This window comes from Pseudovibrio sp. Ad5 (genome assembly GCF_001623095.1).
Taxonomy (GTDB): Bacteria; Pseudomonadota; Alphaproteobacteria; order Rhizobiales; family Stappiaceae; genus Pseudovibrio.
On record NZ_LMCH01000015.1, the window covers coordinates 183,275 to 205,970 of the forward strand.

Annotated in this window: 18 protein-coding genes; 2 read left to right on the forward strand and 16 right to left on the reverse strand. The window is 50.6% G+C overall.

Going from position 1 to position 22,696, the window contains the following annotated elements; genetic code table 11:
* Window positions 1-20: 20 nt before the first annotated feature.
* The 12 genes from PsAD5_RS09560 to tssA all read right to left on the reverse strand — a co-directional run bounded on the left by PsAD5_RS09560 (window position 21) and on the right by tssA (window position 14,268).
* Entirely contained in the window at window positions 21-302 is a 282-nt protein-coding gene (locus tag PsAD5_RS09560) for a hypothetical protein (protein ID WP_063291939.1), read from the reverse strand.
* Between the two features lie 21 nt (window positions 303-323).
* Window positions 324-2,312, reverse strand: a complete 1,989-nt coding sequence (locus PsAD5_RS09565) for a type VI secretion system contractile sheath domain-containing protein (protein WP_063291940.1) — start codon at window positions 2,310-2,312, stop codon at window positions 324-326.
* The gene (locus PsAD5_RS09570) at window positions 2,305-3,192 is read right to left on the reverse strand and encodes an ion transporter (protein WP_057465263.1); all 888 of its coding nucleotides are present in this window, start codon (window positions 3,190-3,192) and stop codon (window positions 2,305-2,307) included. Before PsAD5_RS09570 ends, PsAD5_RS09565 begins: the two co-directional genes overlap by 8 nt.
* A gap of 130 nt (window positions 3,193-3,322) precedes the next feature.
* Entirely contained in the window at window positions 3,323-6,004 is a 2,682-nt protein-coding gene (gene tssH / locus PsAD5_RS09575) for a type VI secretion system ATPase TssH (RefSeq protein WP_063291941.1), read from the reverse strand.
* An 8-nt stretch (window positions 6,005-6,012) separates the two neighbouring features.
* Complete coding sequence (gene tssG / locus PsAD5_RS09580) at window positions 6,013-7,173, reverse strand: type VI secretion system baseplate subunit TssG (RefSeq protein WP_063291942.1); 1,161 nt, start codon at window positions 7,171-7,173, stop codon at window positions 6,013-6,015.
* Window positions 7,170-9,047, reverse strand: coding sequence for a type VI secretion system baseplate subunit TssF (tssF, locus tag PsAD5_RS09585; protein ID WP_063291943.1), 1,878 nt, complete (start codon window positions 9,045-9,047; stop codon window positions 7,170-7,172). Before tssF ends, tssG begins: the two co-directional genes overlap by 4 nt.
* A 1-nt stretch (window position 9,048) precedes the next feature.
* The gene (tssE, locus tag PsAD5_RS09590; protein WP_063291944.1) at window positions 9,049-9,555 is read right to left on the reverse strand and encodes a type VI secretion system baseplate subunit TssE; all 507 of its coding nucleotides are present in this window, start codon (window positions 9,553-9,555) and stop codon (window positions 9,049-9,051) included.
* Window positions 9,548-10,399 carry a type VI secretion system accessory protein TagJ gene (locus tag PsAD5_RS09595; protein ID WP_063291945.1) on the reverse strand — a complete coding sequence of 284 codons (852 nt, stop codon included), beginning with the start codon at window positions 10,397-10,399 and terminating at the stop codon, window positions 9,548-9,550. Before PsAD5_RS09595 ends, tssE begins: the two co-directional genes overlap by 8 nt.
* A gap of 81 nt (window positions 10,400-10,480) precedes the next feature.
* The gene (locus tag PsAD5_RS09600) at window positions 10,481-11,011 is read right to left on the reverse strand and encodes a type VI secretion system tube protein Hcp (protein WP_057465257.1); all 531 of its coding nucleotides are present in this window, start codon (window positions 11,009-11,011) and stop codon (window positions 10,481-10,483) included.
* A gap of 133 nt (window positions 11,012-11,144) precedes the next feature.
* Complete coding sequence (tssC, locus tag PsAD5_RS09605; RefSeq protein WP_057465256.1) at window positions 11,145-12,650, reverse strand: type VI secretion system contractile sheath large subunit; 1,506 nt, start codon at window positions 12,648-12,650, stop codon at window positions 11,145-11,147.
* Window positions 12,643-13,176: a type VI secretion system contractile sheath small subunit gene (gene tssB, locus PsAD5_RS09610; RefSeq protein WP_057465255.1), complete on the reverse strand. Its 534-nt coding sequence runs from the start codon at window positions 13,174-13,176 to the stop codon at window positions 12,643-12,645. The genes tssC and tssB overlap by 8 nt, the downstream gene beginning before the upstream one ends.
* Before the next feature lie 42 nt (window positions 13,177-13,218).
* Window positions 13,219-14,268 carry a type VI secretion system protein TssA gene (gene tssA, locus PsAD5_RS09615; protein ID WP_057465254.1) on the reverse strand — a complete coding sequence of 350 codons (1,050 nt, stop codon included), beginning with the start codon at window positions 14,266-14,268 and terminating at the stop codon, window positions 13,219-13,221.
* A gap of 320 nt (window positions 14,269-14,588) precedes the next feature.
* Between tssA and PsAD5_RS09620 the strand changes: the two genes are divergently transcribed.
* Window positions 14,589-15,266 carry a protein kinase domain-containing protein gene (locus tag PsAD5_RS09620; RefSeq protein WP_153040748.1) on the forward strand — a complete coding sequence of 226 codons (678 nt, stop codon included), beginning with the start codon at window positions 14,589-14,591 and terminating at the stop codon, window positions 15,264-15,266.
* On the opposite strand, the gene PsAD5_RS09625 is transcribed toward PsAD5_RS09620, so the two are convergent.
* The 4 genes from PsAD5_RS09625 to PsAD5_RS09640 form a co-directional block, all read right to left on the reverse strand.
* Entirely contained in the window at window positions 15,232-16,245 is a 1,014-nt protein-coding gene (locus PsAD5_RS09625; protein ID WP_208980910.1) for a hypothetical protein, read from the reverse strand. The genes PsAD5_RS09620 and PsAD5_RS09625 overlap by 35 nt on opposite strands.
* Window positions 16,246-16,323: 78 nt before the next feature.
* Window positions 16,324-17,499, reverse strand: a complete 1,176-nt coding sequence (locus PsAD5_RS09630; protein WP_063288541.1) for a hypothetical protein — start codon at window positions 17,497-17,499, stop codon at window positions 16,324-16,326.
* Between the two features lie 28 nt (window positions 17,500-17,527).
* The gene (locus PsAD5_RS09635) at window positions 17,528-18,913 is read right to left on the reverse strand and encodes a cytochrome P450 (RefSeq protein ID WP_057465251.1); all 1,386 of its coding nucleotides are present in this window, start codon (window positions 18,911-18,913) and stop codon (window positions 17,528-17,530) included.
* A gap of 373 nt (window positions 18,914-19,286) precedes the next feature.
* Window positions 19,287-20,336 (reverse strand): LacI family DNA-binding transcriptional regulator, encoded by a 1,050-nt coding sequence (locus PsAD5_RS09640; RefSeq protein ID WP_208981865.1) that lies wholly within the window; start codon window positions 20,334-20,336, stop codon window positions 19,287-19,289.
* Between the two features lie 458 nt (window positions 20,337-20,794).
* Between PsAD5_RS09640 and PsAD5_RS09645 the strand changes: the two genes are divergently transcribed.
* Window positions 20,795-22,696, forward strand: a complete 1,902-nt coding sequence (locus PsAD5_RS09645) for an ABC transporter substrate-binding protein (protein WP_063291948.1) — start codon at window positions 20,795-20,797, stop codon at window positions 22,694-22,696.

Here is a 22,696-nt window from a genome sequence, read left to right on the forward strand (position 1 = left end):
AAAACGTTTCTCGTTCGGTCTCAGGCGTTGAAGCTGTCTGAGGTCAGTTTGCGATTGTCTCGTTCCATCCGTTCAACAATGCTGGGATTGAGGATCCAGGGCATGGAGCCCCCGGTATTCTCCCAATTCACGAGAACCTCATCCCAGGTTTTGACGGATTTGATGAGTACGGGGAAGCTGAGTGGCTCTTTGCCAAACAGGATTTGGTCAAGGTAAGCAGCGCCGCGAACAAGGTAATAGTTGCCGCCGTATTCCATGACGTAAATCTCAGGTACTTCTTCTATCTCAATGAGTTCGGCCATTTGAAACTCCGTTATCAATTGTTACAGATCAGCAAGCAGTGCTTCGAGTTCCGGATCCATACCCTCTTCATCCGCTTCTTCTTCATCATCTGCTGAAAGATCGGCTAGGAGGTTGTCCAACTCTGTTGTGTCATGGACAGGTGCAGGCGGGGCAGCTGCTGCGGCTGGCGCAGGTGCTGGTGCCTCTTCAACTTCGTCTTCTTCGTCCTCTGCCGCTTCAGGTTCACTCACCTGAGGTTCTGGCGGATCAGCCTCAATTCTGAAGATGGTTTCTGGTGTTTTCTTAGGATCAATGATGGTCTCGACAACAACAGCACCTTTTGTTGCCTGAATGCCTGGGGTTAAGCCGTCGCCACCACTGATGCTGACACGCGCACCAGCACTTGGGCTTGGTGCCTCGGCAGCTTTGGTCACTGCAATCTGATCGCACCAGCGTCCAGAGATCGTGTCACCGGCCAGGCCATTAAGAGAGGCTATGCGAACTTCGGGCTGCCCCTTCATAGACACAATGGGCATCCAGCTCTGTCTCATAAGTGGCTCGACGCTGCGATGACTGATCATGCGATCCGTACAGGGCAGGGCAACCTGATCACCATACTGGTCGTGAACGTAGTGGAAGGGCATTTCGTTGAGTGTCAGGATCGATCCTGGCTTCATGCCGCCGCCATTGGTCTCATAGTCTTTTGCAAGCACAAGACCAATCAGGGCTGCAGGGTTGCCCCACAACATGGCTTTCAGGCCAACTTGCTCGTCAAACTCTTCAAAGCTGAATGCATCAATTGGGTCGGTCTTTGCGCCATAAGGCATTCGAAGCATGAAGCGTGGCAAGCTCAGGCCAATGTAATTGCTTTCTGGCATGGCACGCAGACTCTGCCACGTCTTTTCGGTAATCTTAGGAAGCTCAGCAAATTTTCTGGTGGCATTGTTGCGGTCCAGGGATGTCAGGAAAGGTGCGTGCGCATGCGCACAGATCTTTGACATACGCCCCAGAAGCTCTGCGTGAGGTGGCGTCATGTCGAATGTGTAAAGGCCAACAATAGCACTCGGCGTGCCAACACCTTCATCCTGCAACGCATTTTCTACGAACAGACGATACAAACCTGTTTCTTCAAGCTTGTTGGTGGCGCTGAGGTCTCTTGCAAAATCTTCCGCAGAAATGTCATAGAGCGTTATCTTGAGCGCCGTTGAGGTCTCAATTCGGCGTGACAACATATCAATAACGCGCCAAACACTCTCCAAAGACTGGAAGTCAGCGTTTTGAAGGATTTTACGCAGTGTTGTGGTCATCACAGCCTCGACGATCTCAAGGTAATCATCGAGCTGTGGGTTGTCGGCTGGAGTAATGTGGGGCGAGACAATCTTACCAATCAGATCTGTAAAGTCGTCGGCCTCTTCATGTTCTTCAACGGGGCGATCAATGAGAGCTGAAAAGTCACTCAGCTTCTTGTCAACTGGAATGACTGATCCACGCGAGTTGCGCTGTGAGACAGGCTTTTCGCCTTTGTTCTCCAGCCACTCATCAATGGTTGCAGCCGCATTGCTGAAAGTTCCGGGGTTCTTGAGGGAAGAACGCAGCGCCTTCAGCTCATCAAATATCTCGAATTCATCGATTATTTCGTCAGGGTGGAAGTCTTCAATGCAGTTCGGTTCAAACCGAATGACTTTTTCATCACCAGCAAGGTCAAGTTCAATGTTGATCTTGAATCGGGCAGGGAGATCTTCTGCAGTATCGACATCAACATTATGCCCCTTGAGCACAGCAAGCTCTTCAGCATCGTAAAGAGCCATACGGTTGGCACGACCAGAAAAATCACCGATCACAGCAAGATGGAACGGACTATCCAGCGTGATGTTGAGCTTTGGGGCTTCACATGTGACCTCGCCAAAATCTGGCTTAAAAACACTTGCAGATGCACCTTCAGCGGTTTCACCTTCTGTGGGAGCATCACTTTCCTCTATGATGTCATTGAGCAGTGCATCAAGATCATCGTCCTTGTCAGAGTCACTCATCAGAATCTCTCTTATTGGTTTCTATCTGGTCCTCAAGACGTTCGAGGGTTTTGATTACCTGTAACTGCGCAGCTTCCAATTGAGCGGCGATTGCACGGTTTTCTGCGGATACGAGGAGGCGAAGTCGTTCGACGTCTTCACTGTGTTCTTCCTGATAGATGCCCTGCATGGAGCTGACGATCAGACCGATAAACAGGTTGAGCACCGCAAATGCAGTCAGGAAGATAAAGGGTATGAAAAGAGCCCAGGCGTAGGGATAGATCTTCATTACGGGACGCACGATCCCCATGGACCAGCTCTCTAACGTCATGATCTGGAACAGCGAGTACAAGGATCGACCAATGTCCCCGAACCAGTCCGGGAAGCTTGCGCCGAACAGGCCAGTCGCCATCACCGCAAACACATAATAAATCAGCGCCAGAACGATCATCACGGAGAACATGCCGGGCAGCGCGTCCAACAGCGCCTGCATCACTTGCCGGTATTGTGGCAGGAAGGACAGGACACGCATGGCCCGCATAACCCGAAGGGCACGCAAAACGCTGAGATAACCCGACTGTGGGAGCAGTGAGAAGCTAACCACTGAAATGTCGAAGATGTTCCACCAGCTTTTGAAAAAACGCGTGCCAAAAGCCATGATTTTCAGAACAAATTCCAAGATGAAAAGTCCGATAATCACATCATCAAAAATGATCTGACCATCTCCGGTCAAGCGTCGCACGGAGGGAGACGTTGCCAGACCCAGGCTGATGGCGTTGACAACAATCAAGATGAGAAAGGTGTACTGAAAGGCATCAGAACGAACAATACGGCGCAAAGTAAGACGCCACGCAGGAATGCGTGTCGACCGTCTCCTCGCCGATTGTTTAACTTTCTGCATCGTTGGACTCCTCGTCACTTGGAAAAGTAGTTCCGACGTGTTTTGTTTCAGTTAGTTTCTGTGGTAAAAAAAGTAATAAGCCTATGTTTTGATTTTGCTTTCAGATTTATCTGAATGGTCTGTGAAAGGCCTATTTCTTCTTGTGTTTATCTTTTTTAGCCACAGGTGACTTCTTGAACTTGTAATCAAATGCATCACCATCAGTCAGAACCTTGAGTTCTGTGATCTTCTTGTCTTCACTCATATTCTTCAGGAACTCTGTACTGATATCCGGGAGAAGGGTGTTGGTCAGGATCGCATCGATCATACGACCACCACTCTCAATTTCCGCACATCTGCTCTCAATCAAGGCAACAACTGAGTCATCCCAAGTGAACGTTACATTGTGGTTCTCAAGGATACGATCACCAATCCGGCCAAGTTGCAGATTGATAATCTTATGAATGACAGGAGAGCTCAGAGGATAATAAGGCACAGTTACAAGCCGGCCTAAAAGGGCGGCTGGAAAGGCTTTCAGGAGTGGGGGTCTTAAAGCCTTGGCAATTCCCTCTGGATCCGGTGTCAGATCTTCGTCTGCGCACATATCCAAAATGAGGTCACTGCCCACATTGGCGGTCAGCAGGATCAAAGTGTTCTTGAAGTTGATCTTCCGGCCTTCGCCATCCTCCATCATGCCTTTGTCGAAGACCTGGAAGAAGAGTTCGTGCACATCAGGGTGGGCTTTCTCAACCTCATCCAGCAACACAATGCTGTAAGGTCTGCGACGTACAGCTTCCGTCAAAACGCCGCCTTCACCATAACCCACATAACCTGGTGGAGAGCCCTTGAGCGTGGAGACTGTATGGGACTCCTGAAACTCACTCATGTTGATGGTAATAAGGTTCTGCTCACCGCCATAAAGGGTCTCTGCAAGCGCTAAGGCTGTCTCGGTTTTACCAACACCGCTTGGTCCGACCAGAAGGAACACACCAATGGGACGACTTGGATTATCAAGGTTCGCACGAGAGGTTTTTACGCGGCGAGCGATCACCTCCATAGCGTGATCCTGACCGATGATCCGCTTCCTCAGGATATCGCTCAGGTGCAGCACAGTTTTAATCTCGTTAGAGACCATGCGTCCAGTTGGGATGCCCGTCCAGTCAGAAACAATTGTTGCAACCGCTTGGCCATCCACTTCAGGAAGAATGAGAGGGTGCTCACCTTGTAATTCGGTTAGTTCTTCAAGTTTCCGGTCCAGCTCCTTCTTGATTGGAGCCGTATCTGCGTTCTCATCTCCATTGGTTTGGCGGAACACCTCACGCAGTTTCAGAATTTCTGTAACAAGCGATTGCTCTTTTAACCATTCAGCTTCAAGAGCTTCACGCTCTTTCTCAAGCTCTGCAAGCTTCTTGTGCACGTCAGTTAGCTTGTCTCCGACATCAAACCCGGACTGCGCTTCTCGTTCAAGGATATCCCGTTCCGTCTCAATCATAACGAGACGCTTACGGCAGTCGTCTACAGCGGCTGGGGTCGCATGCTGTGAAAGAGCAACCCGGGCACACGCTGTATCAATCAGGCTGATTGCCTTATCTGGCAGCTGCCGTGCCGGAATAAAACGCATCGACAAATGTACGGCAGCCTCAAGCGCTTCATCCAGAATCTGGACCTGATGATGCTCTTCGAGCATCGCAGCCACACCGCGCATGATTGCAACGGCTTTATCTGGATCAGGTTCTTCAACCAAAATGTTCTGGAAGCGGCGAGCAAGGGCAGGGTCCTTCTCAATGTGCTTCTTGTATTCAGACCATGTTGTAGCGGCGATTGTTCGTAGTTCACCGCGAGCAAGAGCTGGCTTCAAGAGGTTGGCTGCATCACCGGTTCCCGCCGCACCGCCTGCACCGATGAGCGTGTGAGCTTCATCAATGAACAAGATGATCGGTTGCACAGAGGAGCGCACTGCATCCAATATCTTGCGAAGGCGATCTTCAAATTCGCCCTTTACGCCAGCACCAGCCTGCAATAACCCGACATCAAGCAACAGAACGCGCACATCCTTGATGGATGGGGGCACGTCGCCCTCTGCTATGCGGATTGCTAAACCTTCGACCACTGCCGTTTTACCAACCCCGGCTTCACCAGTCAGGATCGGATTGTTTTGACGACGGCGCATCAGCGTATCGATGATCTGGCGAATTTCTTCTTCACGGCCAATAACCGGATCCAGCTGTCCAGCTTTTGCTTTTGCCGTGATGTCTGTGCAGTAGGCGTCTAACGCCTCATCAGCAGACTTGAGACCCGGAGCAGTGGCTTTCTGTTCACCAGCATCGAGTTGCGTTCCATCCTTGGCTTTCCCTTCTTCAGGAGAGCCTTCTGTGATCTTTTTGTATCGTGTCGAAACATCATCAGCTGAAATGTTCTCAAACAGACGCGAAATGCCAAAGAGCGTATTGCGAAGGCCCGGTGTCTTTAGGATGCCAATCAGAAGGTAACCGCTGCGGATGGCATTATCACCAAACATCAAAGTGGCATAAACCCAACCGCGTTCAACGGCCTCTTCCACGTGCTGAGACAGATCGCTGACAGAACTGGCTCCTCGGGGCAACTTGTCCAAGGCTTTGGTGAGATCACTCGCGAGCCGGGCCTCATCGATCTCTGCATCCCGCAAGATGCGGTGCAGATCTGAATCTTGACCACTCAACAACTGCTGGAACCAGTGCTCCAACTCCACATAGGGATTGCCACGCATCTTACAAAAGGTCGTAGCGCTGTCGATTGCCTGATAGCAGGTCGGATTCAATTTACCGAAGAGGGACGCTCGTTTGATATCACTCATGGGAACTCCTAGGCAGCCTTCGCACGATTGTTGTTGTGAACAGATGCTTTTGATTTTTCAGTGACTTGTCGTGGGCGTAAATTGAGATCTCGAACCGGATCGCCTTGTTTTTTGGGTGACAACCAGGTGGTCCAACCAAGCTTCCCATATTGTCCAAGCCGGGTAGTCGGCACCTGATTGCGCTTAAGGACAAGAGCTACGTCCCACTCCAGCTCATCGCCGCAATAGGCTCTGACGGCTGAAAGCAAACGCGGCATGGAAACACCATCAGGAAGCAGACCTTCATAGTCACGTAAGCTCAGAGGACCGAACGCCACACGGAACTTTGTGTCGCTGGACCAAACACGCCCTCCCAGTGCAGCTCCAACACCGAGAAGACCGGCATTGCGAAAGCCGTTGAGGGCAGTCACTTGATTTTTGGGAAGATACAGCCATTCTCCGATGAACTCTTCCAGAGCGACGGGAAGGTTGAAGTAACAGCTTAAAATAGCCAGTAATCCATCAGCCCCGCGCGTTTGCAAGGCGAGACGGCCTGCGAAGTGGTACTTCACCACATCCGGCAAATCATCACGATGCCGAAATTCAGTCGGTCCAAACCCCGCGAGTGCTCCGGTATAGATCGAATACCGGTCTTGTTCGGGGCGATCAAAGCTGAACGCGGGCTCCCCCGTAATCGCCGCGCGGTAAAATAAGCTCAGGATACGGTGGTGAAAGACATCCGCGAATGCACGCATAGTTGTATCGCGGTGTTGATGTTCCTGCTTAAAGGCATACTCAGTCAGATGAAGCGGCATTGGACCGTTGGGTCCAAATAGCCCTAAAAACCTGCTGGTTAACCGGCTGGGTTTTGCTCCAACACCTTGCTTGAATGCTGTGATCGTTGAGGCTTCAAACTGCAAATGCGGTTCATGAGAAAATCGAACAGGATCATCCTGACAGCGCCGTGACGTTCCGATCCGAGGCATTTCCGGGTTAGAACACTCAATAAGCCGCACCAAAGGCAAAAACTCGTAACTGAGGTAATCTTTCTCAGCCGAGCGCAAACGCTGCTTCCACAGAGCTTCAGGCGTTACGTCTGCCTTAACCGGTACGGGCAGAGTGCCTTGCCCATCGCGAGGTTTGGGTGGACCAGAAGAGCTGGGAGGGGGCGGTGTTTGCGAGCCGGTCATAGTCTGTGACGCCTCCCGATCTGGCAGGGCCAGCGCATAACTTCACCGCGTACGTTGGATCTGATCACCGTCTCGGTGAAGCTGTTGATCGAAACGTAACGGGCAAAGAACTCATTGAGCACAGCACCAAGCAAGAACACACCCGTGCCTTCAAAGGCGGCTTCATCAAGCGTAATATTGAGCTCAAGTCCGCGCGCCACGGATGAAAGGCCTTGTCCAGGGAGGCGGCGAACAGCTCGTGTGGAGTTGATTGAGCGTACGCCGTCGATCTGTTGTGTTGTGGAACTGTCACCCAGTGGTGCATACAAATGTAGGATGGAACGCAGTGCTTGCGCACCATCAGTATCGTTGTTGTCTGCAATGCTGAGGTAATTCAGTGAGAGATGATTGATGAAACGCCATGCGGTCTCACCAAAGATGTTCGAAGGACGTGGCCGACTAGGACCATCAATGCATTTGACCGCTTCAACAGGCCCACCTTCTGGAAGGGAGAAATCCGACTTTCCCGCACCAATCGGCATCATCAATGGCAGATCCCGGTTTGTACAAAGCGCGCGGATGCCCAGCTGGTTGAGTGCCAGATTATAGGGGGCATCTTTCGCATCTACGAGACTGACAAAAATTTCGGTGCCAAGATAATTACTCCGCCCACCTGTCATCTGACGTTTGGCCGTCGCAAGCCGCTGTTTGCGGTTCACTGTGTAGTAGGCGCCTTCACTTTGTAAGTCTTGCGTACTTGATAGGCTGTAGAACGGCTTAAAGATCTGTGGGGCATCGCCTTGCGAGCTGAACCCTTCAACCTCTTGTAACTGATAAATCTCGTAGTCCAGCGGTTTCGATCTGTCTGGCACCACATGATGATCACTGCGCTTGTCGTTGATATGCAAACGATCAAGGCGCGTTGAGAACAGATTGATTGCAGGCGTGCAGAACAATGAGATGTTGGCGCGATCAACAGCACGTTCCAGATCTTTGTCAATCCGATCAAAGAGCAGGAAGATATCCATTTCATCCGTCTCGCATTGACGAACGGCAGGTTGCAGATTGGTCAGTTCAACAAACAGGAAACGATGCGGAAATGCGAAGTACTCCTGCAACAGACGGTACCCGCTGAAGGATTGTGGACCATAAGGAAGAAGCGCATCTTCGTCTCCATATCCACGCGTGTTCACGATCTCGGAGGAAAGGCTGATTTCCCAGGGAGTAGGCAAACTTGTTGGACGGATCGAAACGCCAGTGCAATTGCCAATGATTTGCTCATAAAGCTTCACCGGTTGCGAGCCTCCACCGCGCAGATACAGCGGCAATTCATCCAGTGCGAGCTCATTAAACGGGATGTTGCCAACCGTTTTTAGTCGAATACGAAGTCCAGCTTTTGCTCCATTTTTCACTTCAACTTTCTGAGCGGCCAGTTCACTTGGGCTCGCCAGATAATCGATGGCCTCTATCGTAATTGGCCAAAGGGTTGTTTCATGGGCAGTGTTATAGATGCAAGGCGTCGCTCCGCGGGCACTCTTGCGGCTGCGTAACTGCGTTCCGCGAGGGATCACATACCCATCCTTCAGGGAGCCTTGCGTCATATCCGGCTCTAAACTTGCGATAAGCATGGATGGAACTGGCGCCAGAAAGTGAGGATACACCATTTCCAGAAGGTGCTGCGTAAACTGAGGGAATTGAGCGTCCAGCTTGTATTGAACACGCGCAGTCAGGAATGCAAAGCCTTCCAGAAGACGTTCAACGTACGGGTCTGCACAGTCAAAACCGCTCAACCCAAGGCGTCCGGCGACTTTGGGGTAAGCCTCTGCAAATTCAGAGGCACTTTCGCGAATATGCTGTAATTCTCTGTTGTAATACGGAAGCAGCCAAGGCTTCATGTCAAGAACCTCGCTGGCGCGGTTTAGCTATTTGCACCGCATGCACATCAAGGTCGAACTCAGTGCGCAGGTACAAGGCTTGTGGCAAAGGTTGAGACCACAGCTGCCCCTCAATCTGGAAGTCCAGACGATTGGAGCGGCGTGGCTTATTAGGTTCAACGATAGACACCAAAAGACTATCTGCGATAAGGCGAGGCTCGAAATGTACGATTGCCTCATGCAAGATGTCTTCAATCTCTTCAGCACTTTTGCTTGTCATCGCGCCTAGGTCTGGAATTCCAAAATTTAAGACGGAGGACTGGACTTCGGGATAGGGTGTTAAATCAATGTCTGATGCCAGGCGGGTTGTGTTAAAAAGCCACTCCAAATCACGTTGAATGGAATACCGAAGATTAACCGAACTGGTGACACGGGCTTCACGAGGCTCCACCTGCTGAAACGGGTTGTCATCTGTAAGACGATCCAACAAAGACGGGACTAACCGATCAGCAAGAGGGCGTTCAGCCATGGCCTCCCTCCGTCGAAGATGCGGCATCATCTGCGCTCGTTACGGGGCCAATGTCCTTATGAATATCCAGTTCAGTGTCGAAGTTGATCGCTCGCACCTCAAGCAGAGGGATCTCTGCGCTTTCATGCGCAAACATACGTTGCCCGATCGGTCTGTCTTCGTTCCAGGTGGTTAAACGGGAAAGCTTGAGGTTTGGGTCGTCTGAATGAACAGTCTCAACGTAACGTGTTGGAATGAAACCATTTGCAGGGCCACCATTGACCCAAAGAAGGTTCACAGGTGTCCAGCACATGTCCCGCAGATCACGAGGCTCTGGAATTCTGATGGATTTGATTGCGGAGTACGGAACCCAGTAATAGGCGTTGCTCATCATAAGCTCAAGAACGGGGCCAAGCCGCGGGTCGGCATCTGCCAGCCACTCGAACTTTTCACCATTGATGGTTCCGGAAATAGCGTCTGCTTCTTCAAAGGCTTTATCCCGAAGCTCAATTGCCGCTTGTTCGTTCTTCTCACTATCGAACTTGAGGGCTTGAACCAGGAAAGAAAGCCATTCTTTGGGTTCACCAAAGAGCAGGGGCGTCTTGTCGCCTGAAAAGACTTCTTCGCGCAATTGCTCCATATCCAGCAAGCGGGAGTAAGTCTCCACCATAGGCACGGCACTTTCATCAAACTGCCGGATGATTGGAAGTTGTTTTTTGGCTTTGAGCCAGTCTCCATTGACGCAATAGAGCTGGAAAAGGAGGATGCGTTCTTTTACGTCCTCAGGCTTTTTTCGCACTTGCTCCTGAGTGATCTTGAGCGCTTCTTGTAAATTACCTGTGGCTAGATGTTCCTTCGCAGGCATACGGGATCACTCCAGACTATTGCGATGAGGAAGGTTTGCCGGGGAAACCCCGGCAAACAGATAAGGTAGGAAAATACTCGATTATTTGACGACGAGGTCGCGAGTATTCTTGATGCGGCTCCACTTTTCGGTAAGTGTCTTGCCCATCGCACCAGTGGTATCCATCATGGTGTAATCAATCTGAACAGCACCGTATTCCATCTGGATGGATTCTTTACACTCTTCGTCGTTACCTTCCCAACTGATTTCCTTGATGGCAACCAGCTTCATTGTGAAGGTAAGGAAGATCACACCAGCCTTACCGGATGCACCACCTGAACGGCGAAGCAAAAGTGTCACGGTCTCGTAAATACCACCGTTACAACAAGCAAGGAAAAGGCCTGGCGAACCGCGGTCACTTTTCTTTTCAATCTGGAATTCTTTAAACTTCACGCGACCAGCGCCAGAACCGCCACGCATGGAACCGATGTCCATAGTGTTTTCAGCACCCATGCTGAAAGTGGCGATTTCGAAGGCCTTTTTTTTGGCCATTTCGTCATCTTGTGTTTCGCCTTCAATGGCGATAGCACCGGCACCGGGCCCCTCGAAGATTACATATGCATCAATTGACATGACGCTTGCTCCACTTTTTGTTGCTTACGTTGTTGTGGCACTAAACGGCTTGCCGCATGAGGCGTAGTGCCGATTAACAGCGTTTTGGATGGGTTGATAAAAAACGCTGCCGTCTTCCGCGTCAGCCTGAGGTTTATCCTCCCTTGGCTGACGGAAGCTTTGAAACCAGTCGCAAGGAAACCGTCAGACCTTCTAACTGGTAATGAGGACGCAGGAAGAACTTCGCGCTGTAGTAGCCTGGGTTTGAATCGTCGGCTTCGACGACCACTTCGGCTGACGCCAAAGGCTTTTCCGCCTTTGTCTGCTCACTGGAACCTGCAGGATCGCCATCTACGTAACGCATGATCCAATCTTGCAGCCAGTTCTGAAGATCCTGACGTTCTTTGAACGAGCCAATCTTGTCTCGAACAATACATTTTAGATAGTGAGCGAACCGACAACTTGCAAATAAGTAAGGTAACCTAGCTGCAAGGTTCGCATTTGCTGTCGCATCAGGGTCCGTATACTCTGCTGGTTTCTGCAAAGACTGTGCACCAATGAACGCGGCTAAGTCTGAATTCTTACGGTGTAACAATGGCATCATGCCATTCTTTGCAAGTTCAGCTTCACGGCGGTCAGTGATAGCAATCTCGGTTGGACACTTCATGTCCACGCCGCCATCATCCGTTGGGAACGTATGTGAAGGCAGACCTTCAACAGCACCACCAGATTCAACACCTCTGATGCGGGAGCACCAGCCGTACATCTTGAATGAGCGGGTGATATTGGTTGCCATTGCAAAAGCAGAGTTGGACCAGACGTACTTTGAGGAGGAGGCACCTGATGTGTCCTCTTCAAAATCAAACTCATCCACTGGCTCAGTAAGCGGACCATAAGGCAGCCGGGCCAGAAAACGCGGCATTGCAAGACCGATATAACGGGAATCTTCAGATTCTCGTAGTGATCGCCATGCGGCATATTCTGGTGTCTGGAAGATTTTGGTGAGATCGCGGGGGTTTGAGAGTTCTTGCCAGGATTCCATTTGGAAGAGGCTAGGGCTTGCACCTGCAATGAACGGAGCATGAGCCGCCGCGGCGATCTCTGCCATTTCGTTCAAAAGTGCCACGTCTGGTGGCGTATGGTCGAAGTAGTAATCACCAATCAGCACACCATAAGGCTCACCACCGAACTGGCCGTATTCTTCTTCGTAGATTTTCTTGAAGACCGGGCTCTGATCCCAAGCCGTACCCTTGTATTTTTTCAGGGTCTTACTCAGTTCTTTTTTGGAGATATTCATCACCCGGATCTTCAGCATTTCGTCAGTCTCAGTATTATTGACGAGATAATGAAGTCCGCGCCAGGTACCTTCCAGGCTCTGGAAATCTTCGTGGTGAAGGATCGTTTGAATTTGCTCGGAAAGCTTGCGGTCAAGTTCGGCAACAATTGACTCGATTGACTTCAGCGTATCGTCTGAAATCAGCGTCGTGTTTGCCAAAGCCTGCTCAGCCAGTGTTGCCACTGCACCTTCTACGGCTTCTTTTGCGCTGTCTGACTTGGGTTTAAATTCTTGAGTGAGGAGAGATTCAAAGTTATTGGGATCAATAGCTTCAACCTGTGCCTCTTCGGCTTCGACTTCCGGTTGTTTTTCAGCTTCAGCCATTATTTTCGTCCTTCTCTTCAGCAGCAGCATCACCTTCCTTCGGTGTGGCAGCTAGTGTTTGCAAAAGGGCAGGATCATTCAAAACCTTACCGATCAACTCCTCGGCACCGGACTTACCGTCCATATAGGTCATCAGGTTTGCAAGTTGAGTACGGGCTTCCAGCAAGGTACGCAAAGCGTCTACTTTGCGGGCAACGGCTGCTGGAGAAAAGTCGTCCATACTCTCGAAGGTCAAATCAACACTGAGATTGCCTTCGCCTGTGAGGGTGTTGGGAACCCGGAATGCCACACGTGGCTTCATCGACTTCATGCGTTCATCGAAGTTGTCGACGTCGATCTCAAGGGCTTTACGATCCCCTACAGGAGGAAGTGGATCTTCGGGCTTGCCAGAAAGATCAGCCATCACGCCAGCCACGAAAGGCAGCTGGATGGTCTTCTCTGCACCGTACAATTCAACATCGTACTCAATTTGCACTCGAGGGGCTCTGTTCCTCGCTATAAATTTCTGACTACTTTGTTTTGCCATGTGATCGGGTTCCCGGTACTTTTGTTCTTATTCAGACCTGGGTTATTCGATTGAACCAGAATGCTCGTCATCGTCGTCGGGGCGTACCCCTCTGATATTCAAAACTTGTGCTTCCCCATCTGGAGCGAGGTCCTTGATGATGGAATAAAAGTCGAGATCAACAAGACGTCGGGCCCGACCCAGTAGAAGTGGAACCGGACTTGAAGGTTCGCTACGCTTGTAATACGCACAAACTTCATCAAGAGCCCTTAACACGTCAGTTCGGTTTATAACTGTTCCAGTAAAACTTGCGCTTTTCTTGCCTGTTCGGGCTTTGACTGGTCCATCTTCCTCAGAGTCAGGTTCTCCATCTTCCTCCTCCTCTTCCTCTTCGATTTCCAGTGCTGGAGCCAATAAAAACTGCGCTTGACGCAACTCTCGCAGCAGGTCGTCAAGGATCAGGCCACCGTGCTGCGCGAAAAAATCCCGGATATGCTCGGATGTTTTGATCGCGGTTTCGATTGCATTAACAACCTCTGCAATGTTTTCGCGATCAGTCTCTCTGAGAGCAGCGTCATAAGAGGCAATGTCCGGCCTATCACGACCATCAGGCAGTTCAGTCTCCCCGCGGGCAATAGCGATCTCGTTGAGAGACCATGCTCCGAAGATACGAGACTGAACTAAAGCGGCATTTCTGATCAAAGCAAGCGTTGTGCGTCTGTCGTTGAGAGCGGAAAGGACATTCGCACGCATGATCGGGTCATGCCCCTCTGCAGGATCAAGTTCTGGATGTAGCGTATCCCAGAAAGAATCCAGCATTTGTGCAATGAAATCCATGCCTTTGGCGAAGCCTGGATATCCTTCAATTGCAATTAGAGATTGTGCGTGAATGATGGCAACGCGAAGATCGTAGGTCCGTGTAAGCAGTTGGGTGGAGAGGCGTAGCGCCTCCTTCCAGTCAGGCTCTTCCCCTTTGATAATGGCTTCCCCGATCTGGTGATCTTGGGTGCCACTGGCAGCAGTCTCCATCGTCAGGAAGTCAGGATCGTATTCAAGATCCGGCCCGCAAGGTGCATTCTCCTCAATAGGTTGAAGGGAAGCCGTTGGATCCATTCGAAATCTATCCCGCTCTGCTACTGCTTATTGGGACTGGAAGTCCGATCACTACCAAGTATTTGCGCATAGGATTGGTAGAGGTTGCCAAATGAGTGGGGCGACCACTCGAGATGGGCCTATAATATTCCGCAAGATCATTTCATTGTGTGTACAGTATAAGAGGAACTGGTAATATCGTTATTAACTCGTTGACTTGATAGGGAAAAGTATCTCTGCAACCAGAACACTCTGACAGATATGAGGATATTGTGTTGGAACCTGCAAAGAACACATCAACAAGCACTGTCAGGTTTTACAAGTGCCCGTCGACAAAACGCATGTTGGCAGAGAAGACGCTCATCTCACCATCTGCTCCGCAGCAACTTTTTTTTAGAGAAGCAAAAGCCCTGCAGCGCCTGTCAGGCACCATTGCGCCAAAGTTTGTGGAGCTGAAATCCGAAGACGGAAACATCAAGCTGGTGATGGAGTTGGTGGAAGGCCAAACTCTTGCCGAAAAGATGAGTAAGGCGTTGCTGTCCTCAAAAGAATGTGTCCAACTCTGTAAACAATTGGTTCTGACGATCAATCATCTCCATAACGCAGGGATTGCTCACCTGGATCTCGCTCCCAACAACATCATGCTAAGCAACCAGGGAGAGCATGGCTTAGTCATTCTGGATTTTGCCTATTGTGCCTTTACTGACGAGCTGCCGTTTATAAGACCCCGTAGCAGTTTTACTGGTCATTTGAACTATGCCGCTCCAGAACAACTCGGGTTAGGCACGGATCAAATCACCGAGAAAGCAGACCTGTATGCACTCGGCTTGATTATACGCGAGATGTTTGGAAATCGGGATCATATCAAGGACACATATGAAGCTGCCATTGCGTTTCGGCAGAGCAATCCCGACCTCAGAAAACTACCGCCAGACTGGCGGCAAATGGTTACTCAACTGCTGAAATTTGTGCCTGAAGAACGCGTTAGAATATTAACGCACAGCGACTACAGCACCTAGTCGTGGGCTTGATGTTAAGAGCTGCGGAGAGCGCATAGGCAAGCCCAATGGCAGCCTCCGTTCGGGCAAATAAACCCGCATTGAGGCGTGCGGATGCTCGAAGTGATGCGCGTGCAGATGCCCTCATGGAAATACGGTTTGCATTGCGAAGCCAGTCAGCCTGACCAATGTTCAGGTCAAGATCACTCAGATCCACTTTCGCTGTCGGCAGTTTCAGGTTCAGCTGTGGTAGTAATCTGGAAAAGAGGCTTAGCTTTGCAGTAATGCGGGCCCAGGCTTTGACGTTTCCTGAAAACAGGCTTTCGCCAAATGCCAGCTGCAAAAGACCAATGATGTTCAGAGCTGCCAAAATTTTGAATGCTGCTTTCAAATCGAACTTGAAGCCAAGGTTCCAGTTGCCAAAGTCAGCCAACATCTTAGCAAGAGCCTTCAGATCAGCCTGAGCGTTCATATTCAAATTCTGCTTCAGACCCAGATCAACGAGCCCAAGCAAAGGCAGATTGATTTTGGCCTTCGGGAGAATGAGATTTAGCTTGCCAAGATTGAGATTAAACGGGTTCAGTCCGAGCCCCTTAATCTGAAGGATGAGTTGCGCGGCAAGCCCCAGCTTTGCAAGGATATGGCCGGGAAGGGAACCAAGCTTCAGCGCAAGAGGGAGTGCGAACTTCGCTGAGGTTTGCGCAAGCTTTTTCAGTTTTAGCTTGGCAGCGGGAAGTGTCGCAGACTCCGTCACCCGAAGAGCCAGGTCGGCAGCTGCAGTTAGGCGATGATTGATGCTGGCGTTCAACGCCAAAAGTTGCGCAAGGCTCAGGAAGTTGAACGGACGAAACCGCATGAACAGATGGGGGGATGTGACACGAAGAGAAGGTCCTTTGATACGCGGCAAGGCCGTCGCTTCTCCTGCCTTCAACACAAGAGGAACAAGCAGGTTGAGGTTGATGTCGGGAATGATATCTGGACAAAAACAGAAGCAAGGCAATGCGGGGTGCTCCTTCGGCTTGTTCCCGAAAACAAAGGTCGCCCCATGCTACAAAGACCGCAGCATGGGGCGTTTAGATCAGATAGAAATCTTCTGTTCGATATCTTTCAGCGCAGCTTCAATCGGCTTCTTGATTGAAACAGTTACACCGAGTGGATTTTTCTCGAGCAAGTCGATCAGTTTATCTGAGGCCATATGCTTGTTGAGCGTTGTGATACTTGCAGAGAGTTTTTTCGCAACAGCAACTTTCTGCTTTGGATCAGCTGCGCCCCAGTCTTTCAGACCAGCGAGCACCGCATCCAGATTCCCTTGCAGGACACTGGCTGCACCAGTCAATGCTTGAGAGGGTCCCTTAGCCTGAATGAGCTGCATCCGTGGGTCTGAATGTGCTTTTAGCTTGGCAAGGAGGCTACCAATTTCTGTTTCAACATTTGCACGTTGAACCTGAAACTCTTTGATCGCGGCAAAGACCTCTTTCTGGTCGACCTTCTCTGGTGTTGGAGCTTGCGCCAACAGAGCAAGCATCGCTTTCACACCTGATTGCGTACCGGGATCGTCCAGCGCATTGACGGAGGCTTCAACCGCTGCAAGTTGCTGCCTCAGCTTGCCATCATATTCTTCATCTTTGCCGAGAGCTTTCTCAACTTTATGGGTGAGTGCAGCCAGGATCGACGTCAGCTTGTCACGTAGTATTTCTTCTTGTGCTGCGTCTTCCGCGGCAGCTGCTGCGGCATCTTCAGCAGATGTGTCCTCGTCGTCTTCAGTGTCTTCCAGACTTTCGCCGCTGGCAGCCAGTTCTTCATCAGTAAAGGCTTCGTCACTGCCGGAGTCTGAAACTTCATCAGTTTCATGAGAGAACGTATCCAGCATATGATCTGGAGTCTCTGCACCTTCTTCCTCTGCGTGATCAGAGTGAACGGTGTTGCCCTCTTCATCTTTTACATGGATCTTGAAGTTCAGCTTTTGGCTGATTAGGAACTTACGCATCATCTTGATAAGCCCTTGAGTAGGTGGCTTACCAACGCATTCGATGGTCATTTCCTTACTTTTGATGGTCACAACCCCACACATGCTCTTGGGGTTCTGGGTCTCTTTCTTCACCGCGACCAAAAGCATCTTTGGCTTTTTCCGCGGGTGAATCATCAAAGCGTCGTCTTCCTTTGGATTCTTGTTTGGCGAATACGCAAAGTTGACTTCTTGCTTACGTGCCTTCTGAATGCCTGCTTTTAGCTGTTGTAGTTCTTTGGGGTCCATTGGGTAACCTCGACGTTTGATCTTCCGACTACTTACTAAACTTCCTTTTATGTACTTTACATAAAACAGGTCTCGACGGTTTTAAATAAAGAGTACTGTCTGGGCGCACGTCATCAGTGTTGAGCGTTTCAAAATCAAACATGGTACACAATCGCGCGATCACTTTAATTCCAAGGAAGGTGACGTAGCTGGCGCCCGTACACATTCTCGGGCCCAAACCAAAGGGGAAATAGCTCCCAAGTGTTGCTTTCGCTTCTCCGCGCGAAAATCGATCAGGATCGAACATATCTGGATTTTCCCAGAATGAACGGTGGCGATGAACAACCCATGGACTGATGATTACCATGGATTCTTTAGGGATTAGAGTGTCCCCAAGTGTCGTGTCTTCTCGGGCAACGCGGGAAAGATAAAGCACGGGTGGATAAAGACGCAGGACCTCTTTAAAGACGTCACGTGTAAAACGCAGACGGGGCAGGTGCTCATAAGAGATACGGCCACAAGCTGTCACCAGCTGCACTTCTGTTCGAATGCGCTCAACTATCTCTGGGCATTGCGCAAGAATATAGACAGACCAACACAACGCTGCAGATGTTGTTTCGTGGCTGGAGAGGAAAATGCTAGCGACCTGGTCAACAAGTTGTGATTTCGTAAAACGCTTGCCGGTCGATGGAACACGGGCATCCTGAAACACTTGAAAGAAGTTTTGAGAGTTCGGAGGCTTGTTATGCATGTGCTCGTCAATGATCTGCGAAATGACAGCACGCACGTCTTCTGCGGTCTTCAAGGCAGCTTCTGTAAACACCGGCTGTGATCGACCGGTAAAGCGCTTCAGATCTAACGCTGTCCCGGCAACTTCCTCCTCATATTTCATTATGGAGTCGAAACATTGATGCTCCAGCTGGATCTCAATGGGCTTTGAGAACACACAGCGGAAATTAACATCGGCAACCAGAAAGTTGATCTCTTCAGCCAGTTTGACGGTTTGACCAGTCTCAGCGTGTTGCTGAAAACGCTCAACAAAGGAGCTTAGTGCTTCTTGCAGATAGCCAAACGAGATGCGGACGCTTGTGTTGGAAAAGATAGGCGCAACCATTTCATGCTGGTCTTGCCAGTCAACACCTTCTGCAGAAACCAGACCATTATGCAGGATCGGCTTCAATAGCTCTGCAATTCCGCCACCTTTTGGGAAAATCGCTTGTTGCTCTTCCAGGACTCTGGACAGCAACTTGGGCTCATTTACGAGGAATTTACGCGGGTCATCATCGTCAAACTGAAAAATCGCGCACTCGTACAGCTCCTTTGGGATGACACCAAGAGGGTCAGAGCTCAAATAATTACTGAAGTTTCTCCAGCCTTCTGCGGCTTCTCCCGGATAGGGTGCTGGCGGACGATATAATGAAATCTTGTTTTCCATTATCTACATTCATGTTGCGGCGGAAATTGGAATACTTCCGCACATTTCCCAACATCATCAGCGCAAGCCGATAGGAGAAGTAGGTGAGAACCCATGCGCAATAGTGCTTTGCGGGAATATAGAACAGCCCTCTTAGAGATTTGCTTTCGGGACGCCGCAAATTTTGTTTGATTGCTAATCAAGAGAAAACACTCTGAGTAACCAATGGTTTTGGTCTCATCAGACACAGCGGTAAAAGTAAGAGCTATAGGGCTTTAGGCCTGATGTGATGACAATAAAAAGCAAGGTAAACCCGCCAAAATATGGCTGCAGAAAACGTCTTCTAACCTTACTTGAATCTAAAAGAGGTCCCCTAAGGGAACGTGTTGGCGTGTTATGACTTGGAAAAAGACGAGTTTGGGATGCCCGTACTGTTGCGCAGGATCAAGCGGCACCCAAGCTCCACGCGGCGCGCACTGCGCTCGCTATCAGGCAGGGTTAAAGCTTCTTCCAACAGATTCAGCGCGACGTGACCGATCTCTTCCATGGGAACGTGGATGGTAGAGAGGGAAGGGCTGGACAGTTCGCCAAACAATGCATTGTCAAAGCCCATAATTGAAACATCGTTGGGGACAGAGTAGCCGTGGGTCTGTAGGGCTTTCATCGCACCAAGCGCAACGTTGTCTGCTGAGCAAAAGAACGCTGAGTAAGGGGAAGGACCATTGTGTTCGCTCAGCCATTTGCTGAAGTTGATCTCCACCACATCCTGCTGATAGTCGCCAACATCAATAATATCGGAGACAGGAACGTCGAGCCCAGCTTGTCTGAAGGCATCCAGAAACCCTTCAGTCCGTTGTTTCGCAACCCGCCGATTGCCCCAGGTGAGCAGCGCAATCTTTTTATGGCCCAGCTCCAGCAGGTGATCAGTCGCCAGCTTTGCCCCAAAACGATTGCTGGGGGCAACAGTATCCACTCTCATCGACTGATCCTGCCCACTCAGGATAACGGAGGCAGACGGCAGTTTGTAGAGCATATCGATGAGACATTGCCTGTCATCCTGCATGACTGCGATGCCTTGGGGGCGGTGTTTTGCAACGGCCTCTACAATATTGTCCGGATTGATTTCATTTTCTTCCTCGATCTGAGGAATGAGGCGAATACCACGGCTTTGGCATTCTTTCCTGAAGGCGTTCAGCATGGTCCAGGCCACGAAGTTGCGATCAGACTTAGGGAAGGCTTTCTTAGTGCCAACCAGTAGCACTGTAGAGAGCAGGGAGATAGAAGCTTTGCGTCTCCGCTTGGCGAGGTAACCGGTCTCACGCGCGATGCCCAACACACGTTCCTGCACTTCACTGCCGATGGGAGCAGAAGCGTTTAAAACGTGGGAAACAGTGCTGATTGAGACGTTCGCAAGTTTTGCGATCTGCTTGATACCCGTTGCCACGCGACTTCCACCATTCATCAATAGGACAGGCAATTATTGAATGAAAATCTTTTCATGTGCAACGCCTACGTGCGTGCTGCTGTGTATCACTGAAAGGAACTGATTGATGAATATTACTTATCCAATACGCATTTGATACTCAGACAACTTCGCAGTCGCATTCGTGATTATGATCTAAGGTGATGAATAAATTTAAGAAAATCTGCATTGCTCAACTTTTGGTGGCAAATGAGCCAGATTGAGTGATGACCTTCAAGTAAGTTGAAGAACCAATCATGAAAAAGTTTTCATAAAGGCGCCTTGTTGTCAAACGGTGCTCCTGTCATCTTTGCCAGGTAACCGATTGTCAACAAGGTCATATTCGGGCTGCCAGGTGCAGTGGGGTGGGCTTGTTGCATTAATAGAAGTAATGCGTTTTGGCGGGGAGGATCTGGCAAAACGTGTTGGGGGAGAATTTGATGAAGAGCGTTACACTCACGTCGATTGCTGCTTTGACGCTGCCGTTTCTGGCCGCCAATGGCTGGGCCTATAACGAGGCGCCCATGCTCAAGCAGTTGGTTGAAGCTGGTCAATTGCCACCGGTTGAAGAGCGTCTGCCGAAAAATCCACGCGTTATTCCTGTCTACGACAGCATCGGCACCTATGGTGGTGTCCTGAAGCGTGCGTTCAAAGGCCCGAGTGACCGTTGGGGGCCAACCAAGCTCATGGAAGAGCGTGTGGTTGAAACCTACATGGACGGCGACAAGAACCTGTCTCTGGTTCCAGGCTGGATCGGCGAATACTCTGCAAGTGAGGACGCTCGTGAGTTCACCTTTACAATCCGCGAAGGTCTGCGCTGGTCTGACGGAGCACCCGTCACCACCCGCGATGTTCGGTTCTGGTATGAAGACGTCTTCCTCAATGAAGACCTGATGCCCTCCATCAAAGCGCTGTACACCTCCAACGGTGTGCCAATGAAGCTGTCTTTTGCTGATGATTACACCTTCACTGTTTCCTTTGAGAAGCCATACCCGCTGTTCCTGACCGTTCTGGCCAAGGAAAGCACGGGCCGTCCGGGTCTGGATCGTCCTGGCTTCATCGAGCCCTTCCACTACCTCAAAGACTATCACCCAGCCTACGCTGATCCTGCCAAGCTGGAGGCAGCCATTGCCAAGTATGGCGCCAAGAAATGGACAGATCTCTGGGATTCCAAAGGCCAAATTCAGGCGTGGTGGTTCAACCCGAATATGCCGGTTCTCACCGCATGGCGCGTGAAAACACCGCCGCCTGCTGATACCGTGGTCATGGAGCGCAATCCTTATTACTACGGCGTGGATGCAGAAGGAAACCAGCTTCCTTACATCGACCAGATCGAGCACCGCCTGTTCCAGGATCCACAAGCCATCAACTTCATGGCGATTCAGGGCGAGATTGACCTCCAAAACCGCCACATCAACGTGGCCGACTTCACGCTCCTGAAAGAGAACGAAGCCAAGGGCGACTACACCATTGAAAAATGGACCAAGGCGCTGACATGGTCGATCATTCCGAACCTCAATTCCAAAGATGAAGTCAAGCAGGCTCTGTTCGAAGACATTCGCTTCCGCGAAGCACTAAACATCTCAGTTGACCGCGAAACCATCAACGAACTGGCGTTCTCCGGTTTAGGTGAGGCGCGTCAGGCTTCGCCGATCTCCGGCTCTCCATTCTACGATGAAGAAGCTGAAGCGCGTTGGACAGAGTATGACCCGGACAAAGCCGCAAAGCTTCTGGATGCGATTGGCCTGACCGAGCAAGATGGGGATGGCTATCGTCTGATGTCAGATGGCCGTCGCCTCAGCCTCGTGCTGGAAACTCGCTGGGACATCCAGGGCGAACTGCTCGAAGTGGTCCGTACCTACTGGCAGGATGTTGGCATTGAAGTTCTGGTGCGTATCATCGACCGCACGCTCTACCAGCAGCACGTTGATACGGCGGACTTCGATATGGTCCTCGACACGTTTGATCGTTCCTCCGTCATTACAGCTGACCCGCTTCGGTTCCTTGGTCGCTATGGCTTTGCACAGAGCTACTTCAACTGGTGGAGCACCAACGGTAAGGCCGGTGAAGAGCCGCCGAAAGATCATCCGATCAGAGAAGTCTGGAAAGCATGGGAAAGCGCCCAGACTGCACATAGCCTTGAAGAAGCTAATACCTATGCGCAGCAGATGGTGACCTTGCACAAACAATACGGTTGGCATGTGGGGCTCGTTGGTGAAACGCCTGCAATCTACGTGCGCAAAAACAGCCTGAAAAACTTCCCTGCGGGGTTCGTCCACGACGACGCGTTACGCGGCGTTGGCCTCGCATATCCGCAGCAGCTCTATTTCTCCCAAGATTAA